Annotated in this window: 17 protein-coding genes and 1 riboswitch; all 17 genes read right to left on the reverse strand. The window is 60.7% G+C overall.

Annotation, left to right across the window (positions count from 1 at the left end; translation table 11 throughout):
- Nucleotides 1-4 precede the first annotated feature (4 nt).
- Nucleotides 5-196, reverse strand: a complete 192-nt coding sequence (locus ACK3EW_RS11945) for a DNA gyrase inhibitor YacG (RefSeq protein WP_439118770.1) — start codon at nt 194-196, stop codon at nt 5-7.
- The gene (locus ACK3EW_RS11950; RefSeq protein ID WP_493806387.1) at nt 193-1,215 is read right to left on the reverse strand and encodes a ribonuclease E/G; all 1,023 of its coding nucleotides are present in this window, start codon (nt 1,213-1,215) and stop codon (nt 193-195) included. Before ACK3EW_RS11950 ends, ACK3EW_RS11945 begins: the two co-directional genes overlap by 4 nt.
- Entirely contained in the window at nt 1,212-1,790 is a 579-nt protein-coding gene (locus ACK3EW_RS11955) for a Maf family protein (RefSeq protein ID WP_493806388.1), read from the reverse strand. The genes ACK3EW_RS11950 and ACK3EW_RS11955 overlap by 4 nt, the downstream gene beginning before the upstream one ends.
- A 7-nt stretch (nt 1,791-1,797) precedes the next feature.
- Nucleotides 1,798-2,016, reverse strand: coding sequence for a translation initiation factor IF-1 (gene infA, locus ACK3EW_RS11960; RefSeq protein WP_005978431.1), 219 nt, complete (start codon nt 2,014-2,016; stop codon nt 1,798-1,800).
- Nucleotides 2,017-2,096: 80 nt separating this feature from the next.
- On the reverse strand, nt 2,097-2,981 hold the full coding sequence (locus tag ACK3EW_RS11965; protein ID WP_493806389.1) for a carbon-nitrogen hydrolase family protein: 885 nt from the start codon (nt 2,979-2,981) through the stop codon (nt 2,097-2,099).
- On the reverse strand, nt 2,978-3,574 hold the full coding sequence (locus ACK3EW_RS11970; RefSeq protein WP_493806390.1) for a GNAT family N-acetyltransferase: 597 nt from the start codon (nt 3,572-3,574) through the stop codon (nt 2,978-2,980). The genes ACK3EW_RS11965 and ACK3EW_RS11970 overlap by 4 nt, the downstream gene beginning before the upstream one ends.
- Nucleotides 3,574-3,969 carry a ketosteroid isomerase-related protein gene (locus ACK3EW_RS11975; RefSeq protein WP_439118765.1) on the reverse strand — a complete coding sequence of 132 codons (396 nt, stop codon included), beginning with the start codon at nt 3,967-3,969 and terminating at the stop codon, nt 3,574-3,576. Before ACK3EW_RS11975 ends, ACK3EW_RS11970 begins: the two co-directional genes overlap by 1 nt.
- Nucleotides 3,966-4,415, reverse strand: coding sequence for an arsenate-mycothiol transferase ArsC (locus ACK3EW_RS11980; RefSeq protein WP_085629249.1), 450 nt, complete (start codon nt 4,413-4,415; stop codon nt 3,966-3,968). Before ACK3EW_RS11980 ends, ACK3EW_RS11975 begins: the two co-directional genes overlap by 4 nt.
- Before the next feature lie 3 nt (nt 4,416-4,418).
- Nucleotides 4,419-4,898, reverse strand: a complete 480-nt coding sequence (locus ACK3EW_RS11985) for a UPF0262 family protein (RefSeq protein WP_493806391.1) — start codon at nt 4,896-4,898, stop codon at nt 4,419-4,421.
- A gap of 68 nt (nt 4,899-4,966) precedes the next feature.
- Nucleotides 4,967-6,187, reverse strand: a complete 1,221-nt coding sequence (locus tag ACK3EW_RS11990) for a Coenzyme F420 hydrogenase/dehydrogenase, beta subunit C-terminal domain (RefSeq protein WP_493806392.1) — start codon at nt 6,185-6,187, stop codon at nt 4,967-4,969.
- Between the two features lie 241 nt (nt 6,188-6,428).
- Complete coding sequence (mraY, locus tag ACK3EW_RS11995; protein WP_439118763.1) at nt 6,429-7,511, reverse strand: phospho-N-acetylmuramoyl-pentapeptide-transferase; 1,083 nt, start codon at nt 7,509-7,511, stop codon at nt 6,429-6,431.
- Between the two features lie 6 nt (nt 7,512-7,517).
- Entirely contained in the window at nt 7,518-8,960 is a 1,443-nt protein-coding gene (locus ACK3EW_RS12000) for a UDP-N-acetylmuramoyl-tripeptide--D-alanyl-D-alanine ligase (RefSeq protein WP_493806393.1), read from the reverse strand.
- The gene (locus ACK3EW_RS12005; protein WP_493806394.1) at nt 8,957-10,441 is read right to left on the reverse strand and encodes a UDP-N-acetylmuramoyl-L-alanyl-D-glutamate--2,6-diaminopimelate ligase; all 1,485 of its coding nucleotides are present in this window, start codon (nt 10,439-10,441) and stop codon (nt 8,957-8,959) included. The genes ACK3EW_RS12000 and ACK3EW_RS12005 overlap by 4 nt, the downstream gene beginning before the upstream one ends.
- Nucleotides 10,442-10,485: 44 nt before the next feature.
- The gene (locus ACK3EW_RS12010) at nt 10,486-12,273 is read right to left on the reverse strand and encodes a peptidoglycan D,D-transpeptidase FtsI family protein (RefSeq protein WP_493806395.1); all 1,788 of its coding nucleotides are present in this window, start codon (nt 12,271-12,273) and stop codon (nt 10,486-10,488) included.
- Entirely contained in the window at nt 12,270-12,623 is a 354-nt protein-coding gene (gene ftsL, locus ACK3EW_RS12015; protein WP_439118760.1) for a cell division protein FtsL, read from the reverse strand. Before ftsL ends, ACK3EW_RS12010 begins: the two co-directional genes overlap by 4 nt.
- Nucleotides 12,623-13,615, reverse strand: coding sequence for a 16S rRNA (cytosine(1402)-N(4))-methyltransferase RsmH (rsmH, locus tag ACK3EW_RS12020; protein ID WP_493806396.1), 993 nt, complete (start codon nt 13,613-13,615; stop codon nt 12,623-12,625). Before rsmH ends, ftsL begins: the two co-directional genes overlap by 1 nt.
- Before the next feature lie 6 nt (nt 13,616-13,621).
- Entirely contained in the window at nt 13,622-14,131 is a 510-nt protein-coding gene (gene mraZ, locus ACK3EW_RS12025; protein ID WP_439118758.1) for a division/cell wall cluster transcriptional repressor MraZ, read from the reverse strand.
- Between the two features lie 700 nt (nt 14,132-14,831).
- A riboswitch (cobalamin riboswitch) is annotated at nt 14,832-15,013 on the forward strand.
- Nucleotides 15,014-15,088: the final 75 nt, after the last annotated feature.

The raw sequence follows: 15,088 nt of genomic DNA on the forward strand, positions 1-15,088 counted from the left end.
GACGCTAGTGCAGCTTATCGGACGACGCCGCCGCCTGTTCAGCCGCTTCAATTGCCGCTTCGATGTCTTCGGGGTCGTCTGAAGGCACCGCGTAATTGCCGTTCAACCACCGTGCCAAATCCAGATCGGCACACCGCTTGGAACAGAATGGACGGGCTTTGGCGTCTGTTTCCTTGCCGCAGATGGGGCAGCTCATATCAGCACCTCGCTGAGGGACAGTCGGTCACGTTTGCGTTGTAACTCGATATGCCCCAGCGGAGTCCACCCCACGAAGACGGTTTCCACGCTGTCGCGTTTCAATGCGCCGCGCAGGGCGCTTTCGATCTGACGGCGGTCTTTCTTGGCCGTCGGGGCCGGGTCAATCACGATCTGCCCACCAAGCCCGCGCAGCCGCAACTGGCGTGGAAGGTCTTTGACCGCAGCGAGGTTCGCCTTAAGCCCTGCCGCAGGGCTGGTGTCCCCGCCAGTGTTCACATCCACTGCCACCAAGGCGCGCGTGGGCTCGATCGCCATTGACGCAGGACCGCCCAGCGGCACATCGCGGGCTTTCAAACCGTCAAGCACATCAAGAATGCCGTGCCTGTCGAAACTGCCATCGGTGCTGTCGATTTCGGCTTTGTCTGTCCATTCGCGCCATGCCAGCAGATGCGGCCCATCACCCAGGGTCAGCGTTTCCGCGTCGCCGGTGGCATCTGCCATCACCTTGGCAGCCAGATCGGCCATCGCCGCAATATCGTCTGCAATCTCGCCCGCGTCGGCCCCTTCGCACGAAGACCGCAGGATCAGACCAAAATCACCCTCGTCCATGATGTCATGCGCAACTGCCAACAGCTCTTCACGCGCATCTTCGTCCTTGATCCGGCGCGACACATTGATCCCCGGCGCATCAGGCGTGACGATGGCATAGCGGCTCTTGAACAGCACCTTATGTGTGACCGGGATCGCCTTACCTGGCTCGGCATAGCCGGTGACCTGAACCAGCAGCGTTTGCCCGGGGGACAGACCCTTGACCTGCCGCACAAACGCCGACCCGTCGGGCGTGCGTAGGAACATCCCGCCCTGTCCCTTCATCGGACGTTCGACAATGGCGCGATAAATCGTTCCGGGCGCAGGCTGGTCTGTGTCAAAGAACAGGTCTTCGACCACTCCATCCACCATCAGCGCCGCTGCTTCACGATCGTCAATGTGATCAAGCGCAATCAGACGACCCTTCATGCTTCACCCCCGTAAAGCGGATAGCCCGCTGCAACGAGCAGGTTCGCGGTCTCGGCCAATGGCAGACCCACAACCGCGCTGAAACTGCCGTTGATCCACGGCACGAACGCGCCTGCCGGGCCTTGGATGGCATAGCCGCCCGCCTTGCCGCGCCAGTCATCGCTGGCCAGATAGGCGTTCACCTCGGCATCGCTGAGTGACTTCATCTTCACCCGTGTGACCACGTCCCGTTCCCACAACTTGTCACCCCGGCGCACAGCCACCGCCGTTACAACGCGGTGGCGGCGTCCGGACAACGCATAAAGGAACTGCGCCGCTTCGGCAGCATTTTCGGGCTTACCCAGAATACGGCGGCCCAAGGCAACAGTGGTGTCCGCGGACAGGACAATCTCATCGTCACTGGCAGGAATCGCCAACGCCTTTTCGCGCGCAAGACGCACGCAGTAAGGGCGCGGCAATTCACCGGGACGAGGATCTTCGTTGATATCGGGCGGGCGGATATCATCCGCCTCCACCCCGATCTGAGCCAAAAGCTCCCGCCGCCGGGGGCTGCCGGAGCCAAGGATCAGCTTCATGAATCGCTTACTTGAAGCGGTAGTTGATCCGACCCTTGGTCAGATCGTAGGGCGTCATTTCGACTTGCACCTTGTCGCCTGCAAGAACCCGAATCCGGTTCTTACGCATCTTGCCTGCCGTATGCGCGATAATCTCATGGCCGTTTTCAAGCTCGACCCGAAATGTCGCGTTAGGCAGGAGTTCCTTGACGACACCGGGAAATTCGAGCGTGTCTTCCTTGGCCATGGTTTCTCCTAAGTTGATCGCCCCCTGAGTCTGAGGCGCGCTTCTAAATGGGGCCAATCGCCCAATTTATCAAGGCCTATTCAACCCAGTTTCCGCGTTGCGGCAATCACGTCACGTCCCATCTGATCGTCCCAATGCCGCCGGTTGAGAACAACGCCGTCCGCACGCACATGGGCAATCTGCTTCAGATCGATCTCGGCATAGGTCCAGCCGGGCTGGTTCAAAACCCCTTCCGCAATCACACCGGTGGGCGGAAACCCGGTGTCGGGCGGTCCGAAAATGCCGCCCATACCCGTGTTTTCGTCCACCGCCTCGGACCAATCACATGGCCCAACAGTTGAAGACATGACCGTAACGCACTGATTTTCCAGCGCACGTGCCATCGATCCGATCCGCACCCGCGAATAACCAGTCAGTGCTTCGGTGCAGGATGGTACAAGGATCAAATCGGCCTCTGCCATCGCCCGCCCAAGTAGTGGAAACTCGCTGTCATAACAGATCAGGATGCCGATCTTGCCCAGCGCCGTGTCGAAGATCTGCAACGGCCCACCAGCCACAACACCCCATTCCTCACGCTCGAACCGGGTCATGATCTGCTTGTCCTGATGGACCATACTGCCATCTGAAGCAAAGAATCGCGCCCGGTTCACCGGACGATCGCCCAAAGCCGGATCGAACACGGGGGCCGAAGCCGCCAGTATGTGCACGCCAAACTTCTGCGCCAACGTTGCGTGCAGTGCATCCGCCTCTGGGATCCGGTCAGACACCGCCCTGAGCGACGCCTCAAGGTCCCGCGCCACATCGCGCCCTGCAAGCGTGGCCAATTCCATCGCGCCGTATTCCGGGAACACCAAGAGATCCGCATCAGCGCCGACCGCCTCGCTCACCCAACGAGTCAACTTTTCCTCGTAAGCCTCGAAACTATCGAGAAAATCCATCGCGTACGCGGTTGCCGCAACTTTCATTCTTCATCCTTCCTCAAGGACCGTGCCCAAACCTGCAAAGGCTTCCGTGTCGCCTCGGTCTGGTCGATATCTTTCCACGAAAACCACGCCATGGCACCGTCCAACGGCGCATAGCCCCGCTTGCGCCAGAACGCATCCAAAGGCCGATAATCGTCTGGCCGCAACGGATGGTCCACAGGCCGAACCACCCCGCAAAACGCCGACACGGTTACCCTCAATGCCCGTCCATGTGCCTCGCGCAGATCGAAAAACCGATGCCCAATCCCACGCCCGCGATACTCCGGCAAAAGTACCGACTCTGCACAGTAGAAGATATCGTTCAGCGCCAATCCGGTCCCCTCGAAGGCTGCCGCGAAATCATCCGCGTGATCCGCCATAGGCGTGCCGGTCGCTGCTCCGACCAGCCGCGCCCCGTCAAACGCGCCCACAAGGATCGCCGCATCGGAGCTGCGATAGGTCTCCAGATACCGCCGTTCGTACTCCAGATCGCCGTCATAGAGATACGGCCAGTCCCGGAACACCCGAATGCGCAGCCCCGCCACATCACCCAGAGCCGCGTCCAGCGCCTCTCCAGTCAGCGCTTCGATCCGCATCACGAAACCTGTTGGGTCCAGTCGCTCAGATTGTAATAGGTCACCACGCGGCTGATCTTGCCATCCTGCAACGAAAAGAACGACCCAGCAGGCAGGCGATAGCCCTGCCCCTTGGCTTCGGGGAGCCCGGCATCGGTCGCCAGATAGGTGCCGTTCACCATGTATTCCGCAGCCCCGCGTGCGCCATCCTCGGCCACAAACACCACCAGTTCGGTCAATGTCTCGTCATAGCACCGCGCCATATGCGCACAGAATTCCTCGAACGCCGTGCGCCCGATCCGCACATTGCCCTCATTCACATGATGCGCCACATCCTCGGTCAGACAGTCCAGCATCCCTGCAATGTCCTTGCGATTAAACGCATCGAAATACCGCTCAAGTGTCGCCCGGCTCATAGCTGCCCTCCCCATTTCCGTTTCAAATGATCCACCAACTGGTCGCGCGTCTGCCGATAGGCGTTCAGCTTTTGCTCACGCGTTTCGCCAAGACCCGTCGGGTCCATGATCGGCCAGTATTCCACCGTCAGATGATAAAACCGCGTCAGGTCCAGCGCCCGCCGCTGCGACGCGGGAGATAACGCCACGACCAGATCGAACCCCGACAAGGCTTCACCATTCTCTTCCAACTCATCGAATGACCGCGACCGATGGCGGCTCATTTCGACACCGATCTCATTGCAGACCGAGATGGCGAACCCATCGATCTCAAGGTCATTCACAACGCCGACCGATTGCACATAGGTCTCAAAGCCATAGAGCTTCTTCATGATCCCCTCGGCCATCGGGGACCGCACAGCATTATGATCGCAGCAAAACAGAATCGACTGCGGCAGCGCTTTCAAACCTTAGCCCCCGAAATGCAGGACGCAGACCAAGGTGAACAAGCGCCGTGCGGTGTCGTCATCCACCGTCACCTTACCGTCAAGACGCTTCTGCAGGATGCGAGCGCCTTCGTTGTGAATACCGCGCCGCGCCATGTCGATGGTCTCGATCTGGCTCGGCGGCAGGGTTTTCACCGCATCGAAATAGGATTTGCAGATCTGAAAATAGTCCTTCACCACCTGCCGAAACGGCGACAGCGAAAGATGAAATTCCGCCGCCTTTTCATGGCTTTCTGTGGTCACATCAAAGACCAGCCGCTTATCTCGGATCGACAGCCCCACGTTATACGGCCCCTGTGGCACAGGTCGCCCGTCACGGTCAGGCAGTTCAAACGTGTTGTGCTCCATCAGATCAAACATCGCCACGCGGCGTTCCTGTTCGATCTCAGGTGTGGGCGGGGGCAGATTGCCGTCGTCCAGTTCGATATGGGCAATGCGTGTCATGGGCCGTCTTCCTTGATCTGCACCCCTCCCTAGCGCGCGTTGATATCTCGTGCAATCTGACCTTTGGCCTAACCGCGCGTCTCGTCTTTGTCCGGCAACAGACCATAGCGGGCGGCAACACGCCAGACATGCGGCGGCACCATGTTCTTGATCCGCGCGGGATGGGCCCGCCGCAGATGCAAAATCGTCTCAATCGCTTTCATTTCGACCCGCGCACGGGCGAACTCCAACCCCCGAGGCCCCGTGCGCGGTTGCAACCACGCCACAATGGGCCGCACCCAGTCGGGCATCCGCCGCAACGGCAACCCGCCTGCCGCGCGTTCAGTGTTGGCCATGAATCCTTTGACCGCCGCCTCGCGTTTGCCCTTGTCGGTCAGATCGCGCCGCACCACGCGGTCGCCCAACCGGTCCAGCACTGCCGCCCCCCGCGCGTTGCGCACGATCAGCCACTGGTCGCCATCGCCGCCCATATAACCCACGGTGATATCCGCCAGCCGGTTGGTATAGTCGACGCAGGTCTTGCAGGTCATCGGAAAGAAATCCGCCGGCAAGTCCGACAGCGGCAGCTTCAGAAACGGCACAAAGCGCGGCTTGCGCCCATCGTCAAACCGCAATTCCACACGATAATCCGCGCGAAACTCCAGATAGGATACCGTCTCCGGCTTGTCATCAAGCCGCGCCAGAAACGCGTGGAAATTCTCGGTTGTGGTATTGTCCGAACAGGGCGTGCCGATCACTGTGATCTCATCGAACCCCAGCTCAGCCTCCAGCGCCCGCAGCGCATAGATCTGACAAGGCAAACCAACCACTGCGATCCGCCGATGACCAGCCGCCAGCGCAGGCTCAAGCAGCGCCAGAAGCGGCCCATAGCCCACGCGCATGCCCCGGCACCGAGCCATGTCCTCGGCCTCAGTCACGATCACCGGCAGCGGCTTCCAACGGTCCAGCGGATCAGGCGCGGTCGCCAGTACCGCATCCACCGCCCCTGCACGCAAAAGCTCTGCCGCAAGCCCGGTGGTCAGCCCGGTCCACTGCGCCCCCTCGGCCGCAGGCTCCAGCCGCGCGCGGTACATGGCTTGCGACACACCAAAAAACGCCTCATCCCCGGCACCGGCGACCCGCCCATGCACAGCCTCCTCAAGGCTCTCGTAATCCGGCTGGATGAACTGGCAGGCTTTCCCGCACGCACGGCCATCGCCCATGCGCGACACGCCGCAATCGGTACAGAGTCCAGCCCGTGGGGCGCCACCTATCTCGGGCACCGTCAGGCCAACACGACCACCATCCATGCAGACTCTCCTTACCGCAACATGTCAACTTTAGTTGACACCTGCAGGAAAAGCGAGTCCACGCTTCTTCTTTTTCCAAATATGCAAACACGCCGCACACACAGGCGCACCACAAGGCTGAAGCGTCACATGCTCACGCGCCCGAGGACGTCGCCGAAGGCGGAAGAACGAGAAAACCTGAGCGCAATTCTATTGCGCTCAATTATCCCGAAAACCAGTTTCCACTTTCCGGGTTGAGCGCCTAGCGCACCTTCAGCGTCGCCAACCCGATCAGCGCCAGAATAAGCGAGATGATCCAGAACCGGATCACGATCTGCGGCTCGGCCCAGCCCTTTTTCTCGTAATGGTGATGGATCGGCGCCATCAGAAACACGCGTTTGCCCGTGCGTTTGAAGTACAGCACCTGGATGATCACAGACAGCGCCTCGACCACGAACAAACCGCCGACAATTGCCAGCACGATTTCGTGCTTGGTGGCAACCGCGATGGCCCCCAAGGCACCGCCAAGAGCCAGAGACCCGGTATCGCCCATAAACACAGCCGCAGGCGGCGCATTGTACCACAGGAACCCCAAACCACCGCCGAACAGACCCGCTGTAAAGATGAGGATCTCGCCGGTGCCCGGCACGTAATGCACGTCCAGATAATCGGTAAAGTCGACCCGCCCCACAGCATAGGCGATCACCCCCAACGTACCGGCTGCGATCATCACTGGCATGATGGCCAGCCCGTCCAACCCGTCCGTCAGGTTCACCGCATTTGCCGCGCCGACAATGACGATCACCGCAAAAGGCACAAACAGATAGCCAAGGTTCAAAAGCGTGTCCTTGAACACCGGAAACGCCAATTGGTTGGTCAGCTCTTCGGGATGGTATTGCGCAGCCCAGTAGCCCGCGATGGCTGCGATCAGAAAGCCCAGCAAAAGTCGCACCTTACCGGAAACACCTGCGGTGTTCTGCTTCTTCACCTTGGCATAATCATCGGCAAAGCCGATCAGCGCGAAACTCATGGTGACAAACAACACCATCCACACAAACGGGTTGTCCAGCCGCGCCCAAAGCAGCGTCGACGTCAGCAACGCGCCGACGATCAACAAACCACCCATGGTCGGTGTGCCAGCCTTGGAAAAGTGCCCCTCCGGCCCATCCGTGCGGATCGGCTGGCCCTTGCCCTGCCGTTTGCGCAGCACGTTGATCAGCGGCTTGCCGAACAAAAAGCCAAAGATCAGCGCGGTCAGAAACGCGCCACCGGCGCGGAACGTGATATAGCGAAAGAGGTTGAAGAAGTCCCCCCCGTCCGACAGTGCGGTCAACCAAAACAGCATGAACTCTTATCCCTCCGCGTCGTCGCGCGCGTTGCCTTGGCTCATATTGCGGATGGCGTCAACCACGCGGGCCAGCCGCATCGACAGCGATCCCTTCACCATCACCACGTCGCCTGCATCCAACTGGCGCGGCAACCGCGCGGCCATATCGTCCGATGTCTCGAACCACAGTCCCCGCCGTTCATCGGGCAGCGCATCGTAAAGGTTCCGCATCAACGGCCCGACGCAATGCACCTTGTCCAAAGCTTTGGTGGCATTCAGATCGGCCAACGCCGCGTGCAAATCCGGCCCGGTCGGCCCCAATTCCTTCATATCGCCCAGCACGGCGATCCGTCGCCCCTTGCTCACCCGTCCCACGTCATGCTGCACAGGGGCTGCGGCAAGAACCGCAAGCGACGCCGCAACCGAGGCCGGATTGGCATTATACGCGTCATCGAACAGCGCCAGCGTCGCATTCGGGTCCGCCTCATCCAATTGGATTGTCACATGCGCCCCGCGCCCCGCCCCCGGATGCCAGCGTCCCATCGCCGCCAGCGAAAGCGCCCGGTCCAGATCCAGCACTTCGCAGACCGCCAGAACCGCCGCCCCGTTGATGGCGAAATGCCGCCCCGGCGCGTCGATCTTGTAAAGAAGCTCGCCTCCGTCCAACACCGCCTGCGCCACGCTGTGCCCGTCGCTTTCCCGGACTGAGGTCACACGCATGTCGCAGCCTTCGCTTTCGCCGAACGACACGCTCACCTGTGCCATTTCAGCCGCCCGGGCCTGCAAGATCCCACTGGTCGGCAAGTCGCCGTTCCAGATCGCCACACCACCTGGCTCCAACCCATCAAAGATCGACGCCTTTTCATGCGCGATCCCGTCAATACTGTCGAACGCCTCAAGATGCGCTGGCGCCACGATGGTCACCATGGCCACATGCGGGCGCGCAATCCGGCTCAATGGCGCGATCTCACCGGGGTGGTTCATCCCAATTTCGATCACCGCGAATTCTGCATCGCGCGGCATCCGCGCCAGCGTCAAAGGGACACCCCAATGGTTGTTGTAGCTGGCCTCGGCTGCATGCACGCTGCCATGGGCGTTTAGAACAGTGCGCAACATCTCCTTGGTCGAGGTCTTGCCGACAGACCCGGTCACCCCCACCACCTTGGCCTGAGTCCGCGCCCGCGACGCACGCCCCAAAGCCTCAAGCCCGGCCTGCACGTCGTCCACGATCACCAGCGGCGCATCGTCTGCCACACCTTCAGGCACACGGGCCACCAAGGCCGCCGCAGCCCCCTTTTCCAATGCCTGTGCGACGAAGTCATGCCCGTCACGTGCCGCTGTCAAAGCGACGAATAAATCCCCCGGCTGGATCGTGCGCGTGTCGATGGACACGCCTATGGCGGCCCACTCTCCCGTCACGCGGCCGCCGGTCGCCTCTGCCGCCTCTGCGCTAGTCCAAAGGGTCATGCCAATTTCCCGTCCAAAGCTGCCACGGCCACGCTGGCCTGCTCCACATCGTCAAACGGATAAACCGTGTCACCGACGATTTGCCCGGTCTCGTGCCCCTTGCCGCAGATGAGCAAAGCATCGCCCGGACCCACCGCATCGACACCGCGCAGGATCGCCTCGGCACGATCACCTACCTCTGTTGCCTCGGGTGCGCCTTCCAGCACAGCCGCCCGGATCAAGGCCGGGTCTTCGCTGCGGGGGTTGTCGTCGGTGACAATCACCTGATCAGCAAATTCCGCAGCCGCCGCCCCCATCAGGGGCCGCTTACCAGGGTCACGGTCGCCCCCGGCACCGATGATCGCCACCAAACGGCCCATGACATGCGGCCGGATCGCCTGACAGGCGGTCGCCACCGCATCGGGCGTGTGTGCGTAATCCACGTAAATCGCAGCGCCAGTGTCGCGCGTCGCCGCCAGTTGCATCCGGCCACGTACGGTTTCCAATTCAGGCAAGACCGCAAAAACCCGGTCCGGTGTCACGCCGCTCGCGATCACCAAACCCACGGCGACCATGACGTTTTCCGCCTGAAATCCGCCAACAAGGTTCAGTCGGGACTGAAATGTCTCTCCGCCGAACTTGATCCGCACGTCCTGACCAGTGGCGTCAAAGCGCTGTCCCAGCAGCACCATATCAGCGCCGGTGTCACGGCCCACTGTCATGGTCTCCTGCCCCCGCGCCCGCGCGATGGCAAGCATGTCCACACCGCGTGCATCGTCGATATTGATCACGGCGATCCCGTCTTCGGGCAGGACACGGGCAAACAGCCCCGCCTTGGCATCGAAATACGCCTCAAAGCTGTCGTGGTAATCCAGATGGTCCTGCGTGAAATTCGTGAACCCCGCCGCGCGCAGGTTCACCCCGTCCAAACGCCTCTGCGCCAACCCATGCGAGGACGCCTCCATTGCGGCATGGTCGATCCCGGCCTCCGCCGCACCCGCCAAGGCGCGGTGCAGCGTGATCGGCTCCGGCGTGGTATGCATGAGGGGCGCCTGCCAGTCGCCCTCAACACCCGTGGTGCCAAGATTGACCGCAGGTATCCCCAGCAATTGCCAGATCCGCCGCACGAAACTGGCCACGCTCGTCTTGCCATTGGTCCCGGTGACCGCAACCATCGTGTCAGGCTGCTGTTCAAACCAAAGCGCCGCACAAAACGCCAAGGTCTGTCGCGGATCGGCAGCGATCACCACTGCTGCGGTCGAACCCGCAAGCTCGTCCTTGGCGATCTCGGCGCCTTCGACATCGGTCAGGATGGCCGCAGCCCCCATCCGCAGTGCGTATTGGATAAACTCGCCACCATGCATCTTTGTGCCCGGCAGCGCCGCAAACAGGTATCCCTCTTTGACATCCCGGCTGTCCACCGCAAGGCCGGTGACAATCGCATCCGCGCCGCCGCGCGCCGTCAGCCCCAGCGCGCTCAGGCTTTTGCCCTTTGCTGCCATGACGACCCCCTCGTGTTCTTGATCCCGATCAGGGGCGGATGCCCTCAGTTCGAGGTGTTGATGATGCCCGTCAATTGCCGCGTTTCGACCTCCGGACGCAAGCCCAGAAGCGGCGCAACACGGCGGATCATTTCTGCTGCGACAGGTACAGCCGTCCAGCCTGCGGTGCGTCGTGGCTTCGTGCCGCTGGTCTCAACCGGTTCGTCCAGTGTCACGATCAGCACGTATTTCGGGTCATTGGTCGGGAAGACCGACGCAAAGGTGTTGATCACCTTGTCATCGTAATACCCGCCACCGCGCGCCTTGGGTTTGTCAGCCGTTCCGGTTTTCCCACCAACGAAATACCCCGGCACCTCGCCAAAGCTGGCGGTGCCCTCGGTCACAACTTTCCGAAGCATATCAACCGATTGCCGTGCCGTGCGTTCCGACATCAAGCGCGGACCAAGCTTGGCCCCGCTCTGCTTGAGAAGCGTAGGCTCGACCTTGTATCCGCCATTTGCGATCGCGGCATAGCCAGCAGCCAGATGCAGCGGGCTCGACGACAGGCCGTGACCGTAAGAGATTGTCACGCTCGACAGGTCGGTCCAACGCTGCGGAAGCAACGGCTTGCCCCCTGCAGCTTCGACAATTTCCAAAGGCGTCGGCTCAAAGAACCCCAACCTTTTCAGGAACTCCTGCTGACGCTGCGCGCCAATCGCCAAGGCCAGACGCCCAGTGCCCCGGTTCGAACTTTTGACAATGATGTCCGAGACCGACAAAGGCCCATAATTCTTGTTGTTGAATTCACCAATCTTGAGCCCCCCAACCTTCATCGGGCCGGACGTATCGATGACGGTTTCCGGGTTCACCAACCCCAGATCAAGCGCCTGCGCAGACGCGAAAACCTTGAAGGTCGATCCCAGCTCGTACACGCCCTGCACCGCACGGTTGAACAGCGGGCTGTCCGCAGCCTCGCCTTGGGTCAGCGGGCGTGGGCGATCATTCGGATCGAAATCCGGCAGCGACGCAATCGCGATCACCTCACCTGTGTAGATATCCATCAACACGCTGGCAGCACCCTTGGCATTCATCAGGTTCATGCCACCCTGAAGCACACGTTCGGTCGCGGCCTGAATCGTCAGGTCCAAAGACAGCTCAAGTGGCGCACCCTCGCGCGCCGGGTCACGCAGATCATCATCAAAGAATTTCTCGATACCTGCGGTGCCAATTACTTCAGCGGAATGAACCCCTTCCCGGCCAAAGCTCGCTCCGCCAAGGATGTGTGATGCCAGCGCTCCATTGGGATAAAGCCGCATCTCACGTGGCCCGAACAACAAACCGGGCTCACCGATATCATGCACTTTCTGCTTTTGCTCGGGGCTCAGTTTTCGACGCACCCACATGAACTTACGGTTGCCAGTGAAATCTTTGCGCAAACGTTCTTCGTTAAGCTCAGGAAAAATCTTGACCAATTCCGATGCTGTACGGATTGGATCAACCATCTGCTGCGGATGCGCGTACAGCGAGAAGGTCTCCATGTTGGTCGCCAGAATACGGCCCTGACGGTCGACAATATCCGCCCGACTGGCGATGATCGAGGCACCCGTGGCCTGCGCGCGTGGCTCTTCCGGCTCGGATGCCGCCAATGTTCCCATCCGCGCCCCGATCACACCGAAGGCACAAAAGAACATCACCGCCATCACCAACAGCCGCCCCTCGGCCCGCGACCGCGCCTTATCGCGCATCTGTTCGTGGCGAATCCGCAGATTCTCGCGTTCGATGGCGTCGGGGTTTTCGCCCTTGCGGCGGGCATCCAGAATGCGCGCCAAAGGCCGAAGCGGCGTGCGGGTCATGGTTCTTGCTCCTGTGCGCCTGCGCTTGAGATCTCAACCGGGTCGGTGATCGGCAGCTCGGGTGGTTGCGGATAGGCGATCTGATCCACGCGCCCAAACTGATCCGGCTCAAGCGGCATCAGCCCCAGACGCTCAAAGTTCACCTCTGCCAGATCCCGCAGCCGGTCAGGGCGGTTCAGATAGGCCCACTCCGCCCGCAACACCGCCAAGCGCGCCCGCGCTTCGGCAATTTCACCGCGCACCGCTTGCGCCTCGCCCAGCGCCGCCTGAGTCTTGTAATTCTCGTGATACGCCCAGAACGCCGCCCCGATGACAGTCAGAAACGTCAGGACATACAACAGGGAACGCATCAGCGGTCCTCCTTCAGTTGAGGCAAGGCAATCTGTCCCGCGTCGATGTCTCCGGCGGGCGCATCGGTGCGCCGCGCAACACGCAGCTTGGCCGATCGCGATCTTGGATTGACCGCCAATTCGTCATCATCGGGACCGACCGCCTTGCGGGTCACGATCTTGAACGCGGGGGTTTCGACTTCGATTTCAGGCGCGTAGCGATTGGCGCGTCCCGATTGACCGCCGCGCGCCTGCAAGAACCGTTTGACCATCCGATCCTCGACCGAATGAAAGCTGACCACGGCCAGCAATCCGCCGGGCTTCAGCGCCCGTTCGGCAGCCATCAACCCCTGCATCAACGCGCCATATTCATCGTTCACCGCAATCCGCAGTGCCTGAAAACTGCGCGTCGCCGGGTGTGACTGCCCTGGCTTGGGGCGCGGCAGGCAGGATTCGACGATCCGGGTCAGTTCCAACGTCCGCGTGATCGGCGCCACTTTGCGCGCCGCGACAATCGCCTTGGCGATCCGGCGCGAGGCGCGTTCTTCCCCGTATGTATAAAGAATATCCGCAATATCGAACTCGTCCGCCGTATTCACGATATCCGCCGCCGAAGGTCCGTCCTGCCCCATCCGCATGTCCAACGGGCCGTCTCTCATGAAGGAAAACCCGCGCTCCGCCAAATCCAACTGCATCGACGACACACCAAGGTCCAACACAACCCCGTCCACACCAGACGCGATCTCGTCCATCTCGGCAAAATTCGCGCGGTGCAATTCGATCCGGCCCTCGAATTCGGGCAACCAAGACGCCGCCATCTCATGCGCCAGCGGATCGCGATCAATGCCAATGACTTTGCCGGCCCCGGCCTCGATCAGCCCGCGCGCATAGCCACCGGCACCAAAGGTGCCATCAACCCAAACACCCGCCACCGGCGCCACCGCCCGCAAGAGCGGAGCAAGAAGGACGGGAATGTGTGGGTCAGTCGAAGGGGAAGCAGCGGCAGCAGACATATCCGATCAGCCCCCCGGCTGCTGGTCCAGGAAGATGAGCGGATCGACATCGTCGGGCAGATCATCCAACCATTCGTCGGTTGCAGCCTGCTCCTCTGCCTCAAAGGTCTCGGGATCCCAGATCTGAAAAGTGTCGCCTGCACCGATGAAAAACGCCTCGGCACTCAGGCCAATCTTCTCGCGCAGCTTTGCCGGCAGCACAAGCCGCCCGGTCTCATCAACACTGGTCGCGTGGGATTGGCCGTTGAACAACCGTTGCAGCATCTTGCGCTCAACCGATCCCCGTGGGAGCGCTTCGATCTTTTCGTCCACCTCTTCGATGGCCTCGACCGTATAACATTCAAGATATTTGCGACGCTTGTCGCCGTAGACAATAACCAGCTCGGGGTTCAGGCCATCCATATACGCGGGATCGCCCGCTTCGAGGACACGACGAAACGAGGCCGGGATAGACACCCTGCCCTTGCCATCAACCTTGTGATGACTTTCGCCTCTGAACCTCAGTCTACGGGTCACTGCCCTACTGGTCCTTTCATGCCTCTTGTCCCTGGAAACGGAAACGGCGGGTTGATCTGCTGCCACTGATCAACCCGCCGTCCGTGTCCCGTCTCCGGGAAGTCCGACTGCGCGCGCCACCTGGGGGGATGTCTGCTCGCCCGCGCGCCGGATCTCTGTGTTCGATGAAAGCGGGTGCCTGTATGAAACCTGCTTTTTTTATTGTTTGGATACCGCGTCGAGGTCTGTGTCGCCTCGTTTGCTGTTCCTGCTCTCATCTCGTGCATTAGGGATGCCATGGGAAAACATGGGTCGCAACAGTTTTTTATGGGAATTTGCATCCATATGCTGTTTGTGGGCCCCTTCAGAAACCGCATCCGGTAGATAAGTGATCGATTTTTGGCAAAATACGCCACAAGGCATAGAAACAAACACTATATATAGACGCGTACAGCACGCAGGATTGTTGCCCATAATTTCCCACAACCGCAACAAACAAACCAAGAACATCGTCAAATCGCAATGGCTGGAAACTCTGAATCCGACGATTTTCTCCGAATTTCCACCCGAATCACCCCAATGATTCGACTTGTCGCACAGGGCTCGGGCAATCCGTCCCATCTTTTCCCATACCCAGTCCCACCTATTCCCATGCCAGCCCCACACGCGACCTATACGCACCCAAAAGATCACCAAAGCTTGCAATGCAAACAGCCCGGTTGTACGCCAAAGAGGTCATGGTCCGGGCAACCCCCGGTGAAAAGGGAACGTGGTGAAATCCCACGACTGCCCCCGCAACTGTAAGCGGCGAGCGTGTTCGGCATATGCCACTGGGAAACCGGGAAGGCCCGACACACGCCCCGACCCGCAAGTCAGGAGACCTGCCGTGACAGATCACCCTACACTCGCGCGGGGTGCGCGGGCTGTGACGGTACTCCGGTGTGGTGACAGTCACCGCCTTTGGGCATGTCCCGAAGG

The organism is Marivita sp. NO-S04 (genome assembly GCF_059070475.1).

Excerpts from the sequence above, each read along its gene's own strand:
- ACK3EW_RS11970 (WP_493806390.1), bottom strand. The coding sequence starts at position 3,574 with ATGCGGATCGAAGCGCTGACTGGAGAGGCGCTGGACGCGGCTCTGGGT.
- ACK3EW_RS11955 (WP_493806388.1), bottom strand. The coding sequence starts at position 1,790 with ATGAAGCTGATCCTTGGCTCCGGCAGCCCCCGGCGGCGGGAGCTTTTG.
- rsmH (WP_493806396.1), bottom strand. The coding sequence starts at position 13,615 with ATGTCTGCTGCCGCTGCTTCCCCTTCGACTGACCCACACATTCCCGTC.
- ACK3EW_RS12005 (WP_493806394.1), bottom strand. The coding sequence starts at position 10,441 with ATGGCAGCAAAGGGCAAAAGCCTGAGCGCGCTGGGGCTGACGGCGCGC.
- mraY (WP_439118763.1), bottom strand. The coding sequence starts at position 7,511 with ATGCTGTTTTGGTTGACCGCACTGTCGGACGGGGGGGACTTCTTCAAC.
- ACK3EW_RS11985 (WP_493806391.1), bottom strand. The coding sequence starts at position 4,898 with ATGACACGCATTGCCCATATCGAACTGGACGACGGCAATCTGCCCCCG.
- ACK3EW_RS12010 (WP_493806395.1), bottom strand. The coding sequence starts at position 12,273 with ATGACCCGCACGCCGCTTCGGCCTTTGGCGCGCATTCTGGATGCCCGC.
- ACK3EW_RS12000 (WP_493806393.1), bottom strand. The coding sequence starts at position 8,960 with ATGACCCTTTGGACTAGCGCAGAGGCGGCAGAGGCGACCGGCGGCCGC.
- ftsL (WP_439118760.1), bottom strand. The coding sequence starts at position 12,623 with ATGCGTTCCCTGTTGTATGTCCTGACGTTTCTGACTGTCATCGGGGCG.
- infA (WP_005978431.1), bottom strand. The coding sequence starts at position 2,016 with ATGGCCAAGGAAGACACGCTCGAATTTCCCGGTGTCGTCAAGGAACTC.
- ACK3EW_RS11975 (WP_439118765.1), bottom strand. The coding sequence starts at position 3,969 with ATGAGCCGGGCGACACTTGAGCGGTATTTCGATGCGTTTAATCGCAAG.
- ACK3EW_RS11965 (WP_493806389.1), bottom strand. The coding sequence starts at position 2,981 with ATGAAAGTTGCGGCAACCGCGTACGCGATGGATTTTCTCGATAGTTTC.
- ACK3EW_RS11945 (WP_439118770.1), bottom strand. The coding sequence starts at position 196 with ATGAGCTGCCCCATCTGCGGCAAGGAAACAGACGCCAAAGCCCGTCCA.
- ACK3EW_RS11990 (WP_493806392.1), bottom strand. The coding sequence starts at position 6,187 with ATGGATGGTGGTCGTGTTGGCCTGACGGTGCCCGAGATAGGTGGCGCC.
- ACK3EW_RS11950 (WP_493806387.1), bottom strand. The coding sequence starts at position 1,215 with ATGAAGGGTCGTCTGATTGCGCTTGATCACATTGACGATCGTGAAGCA.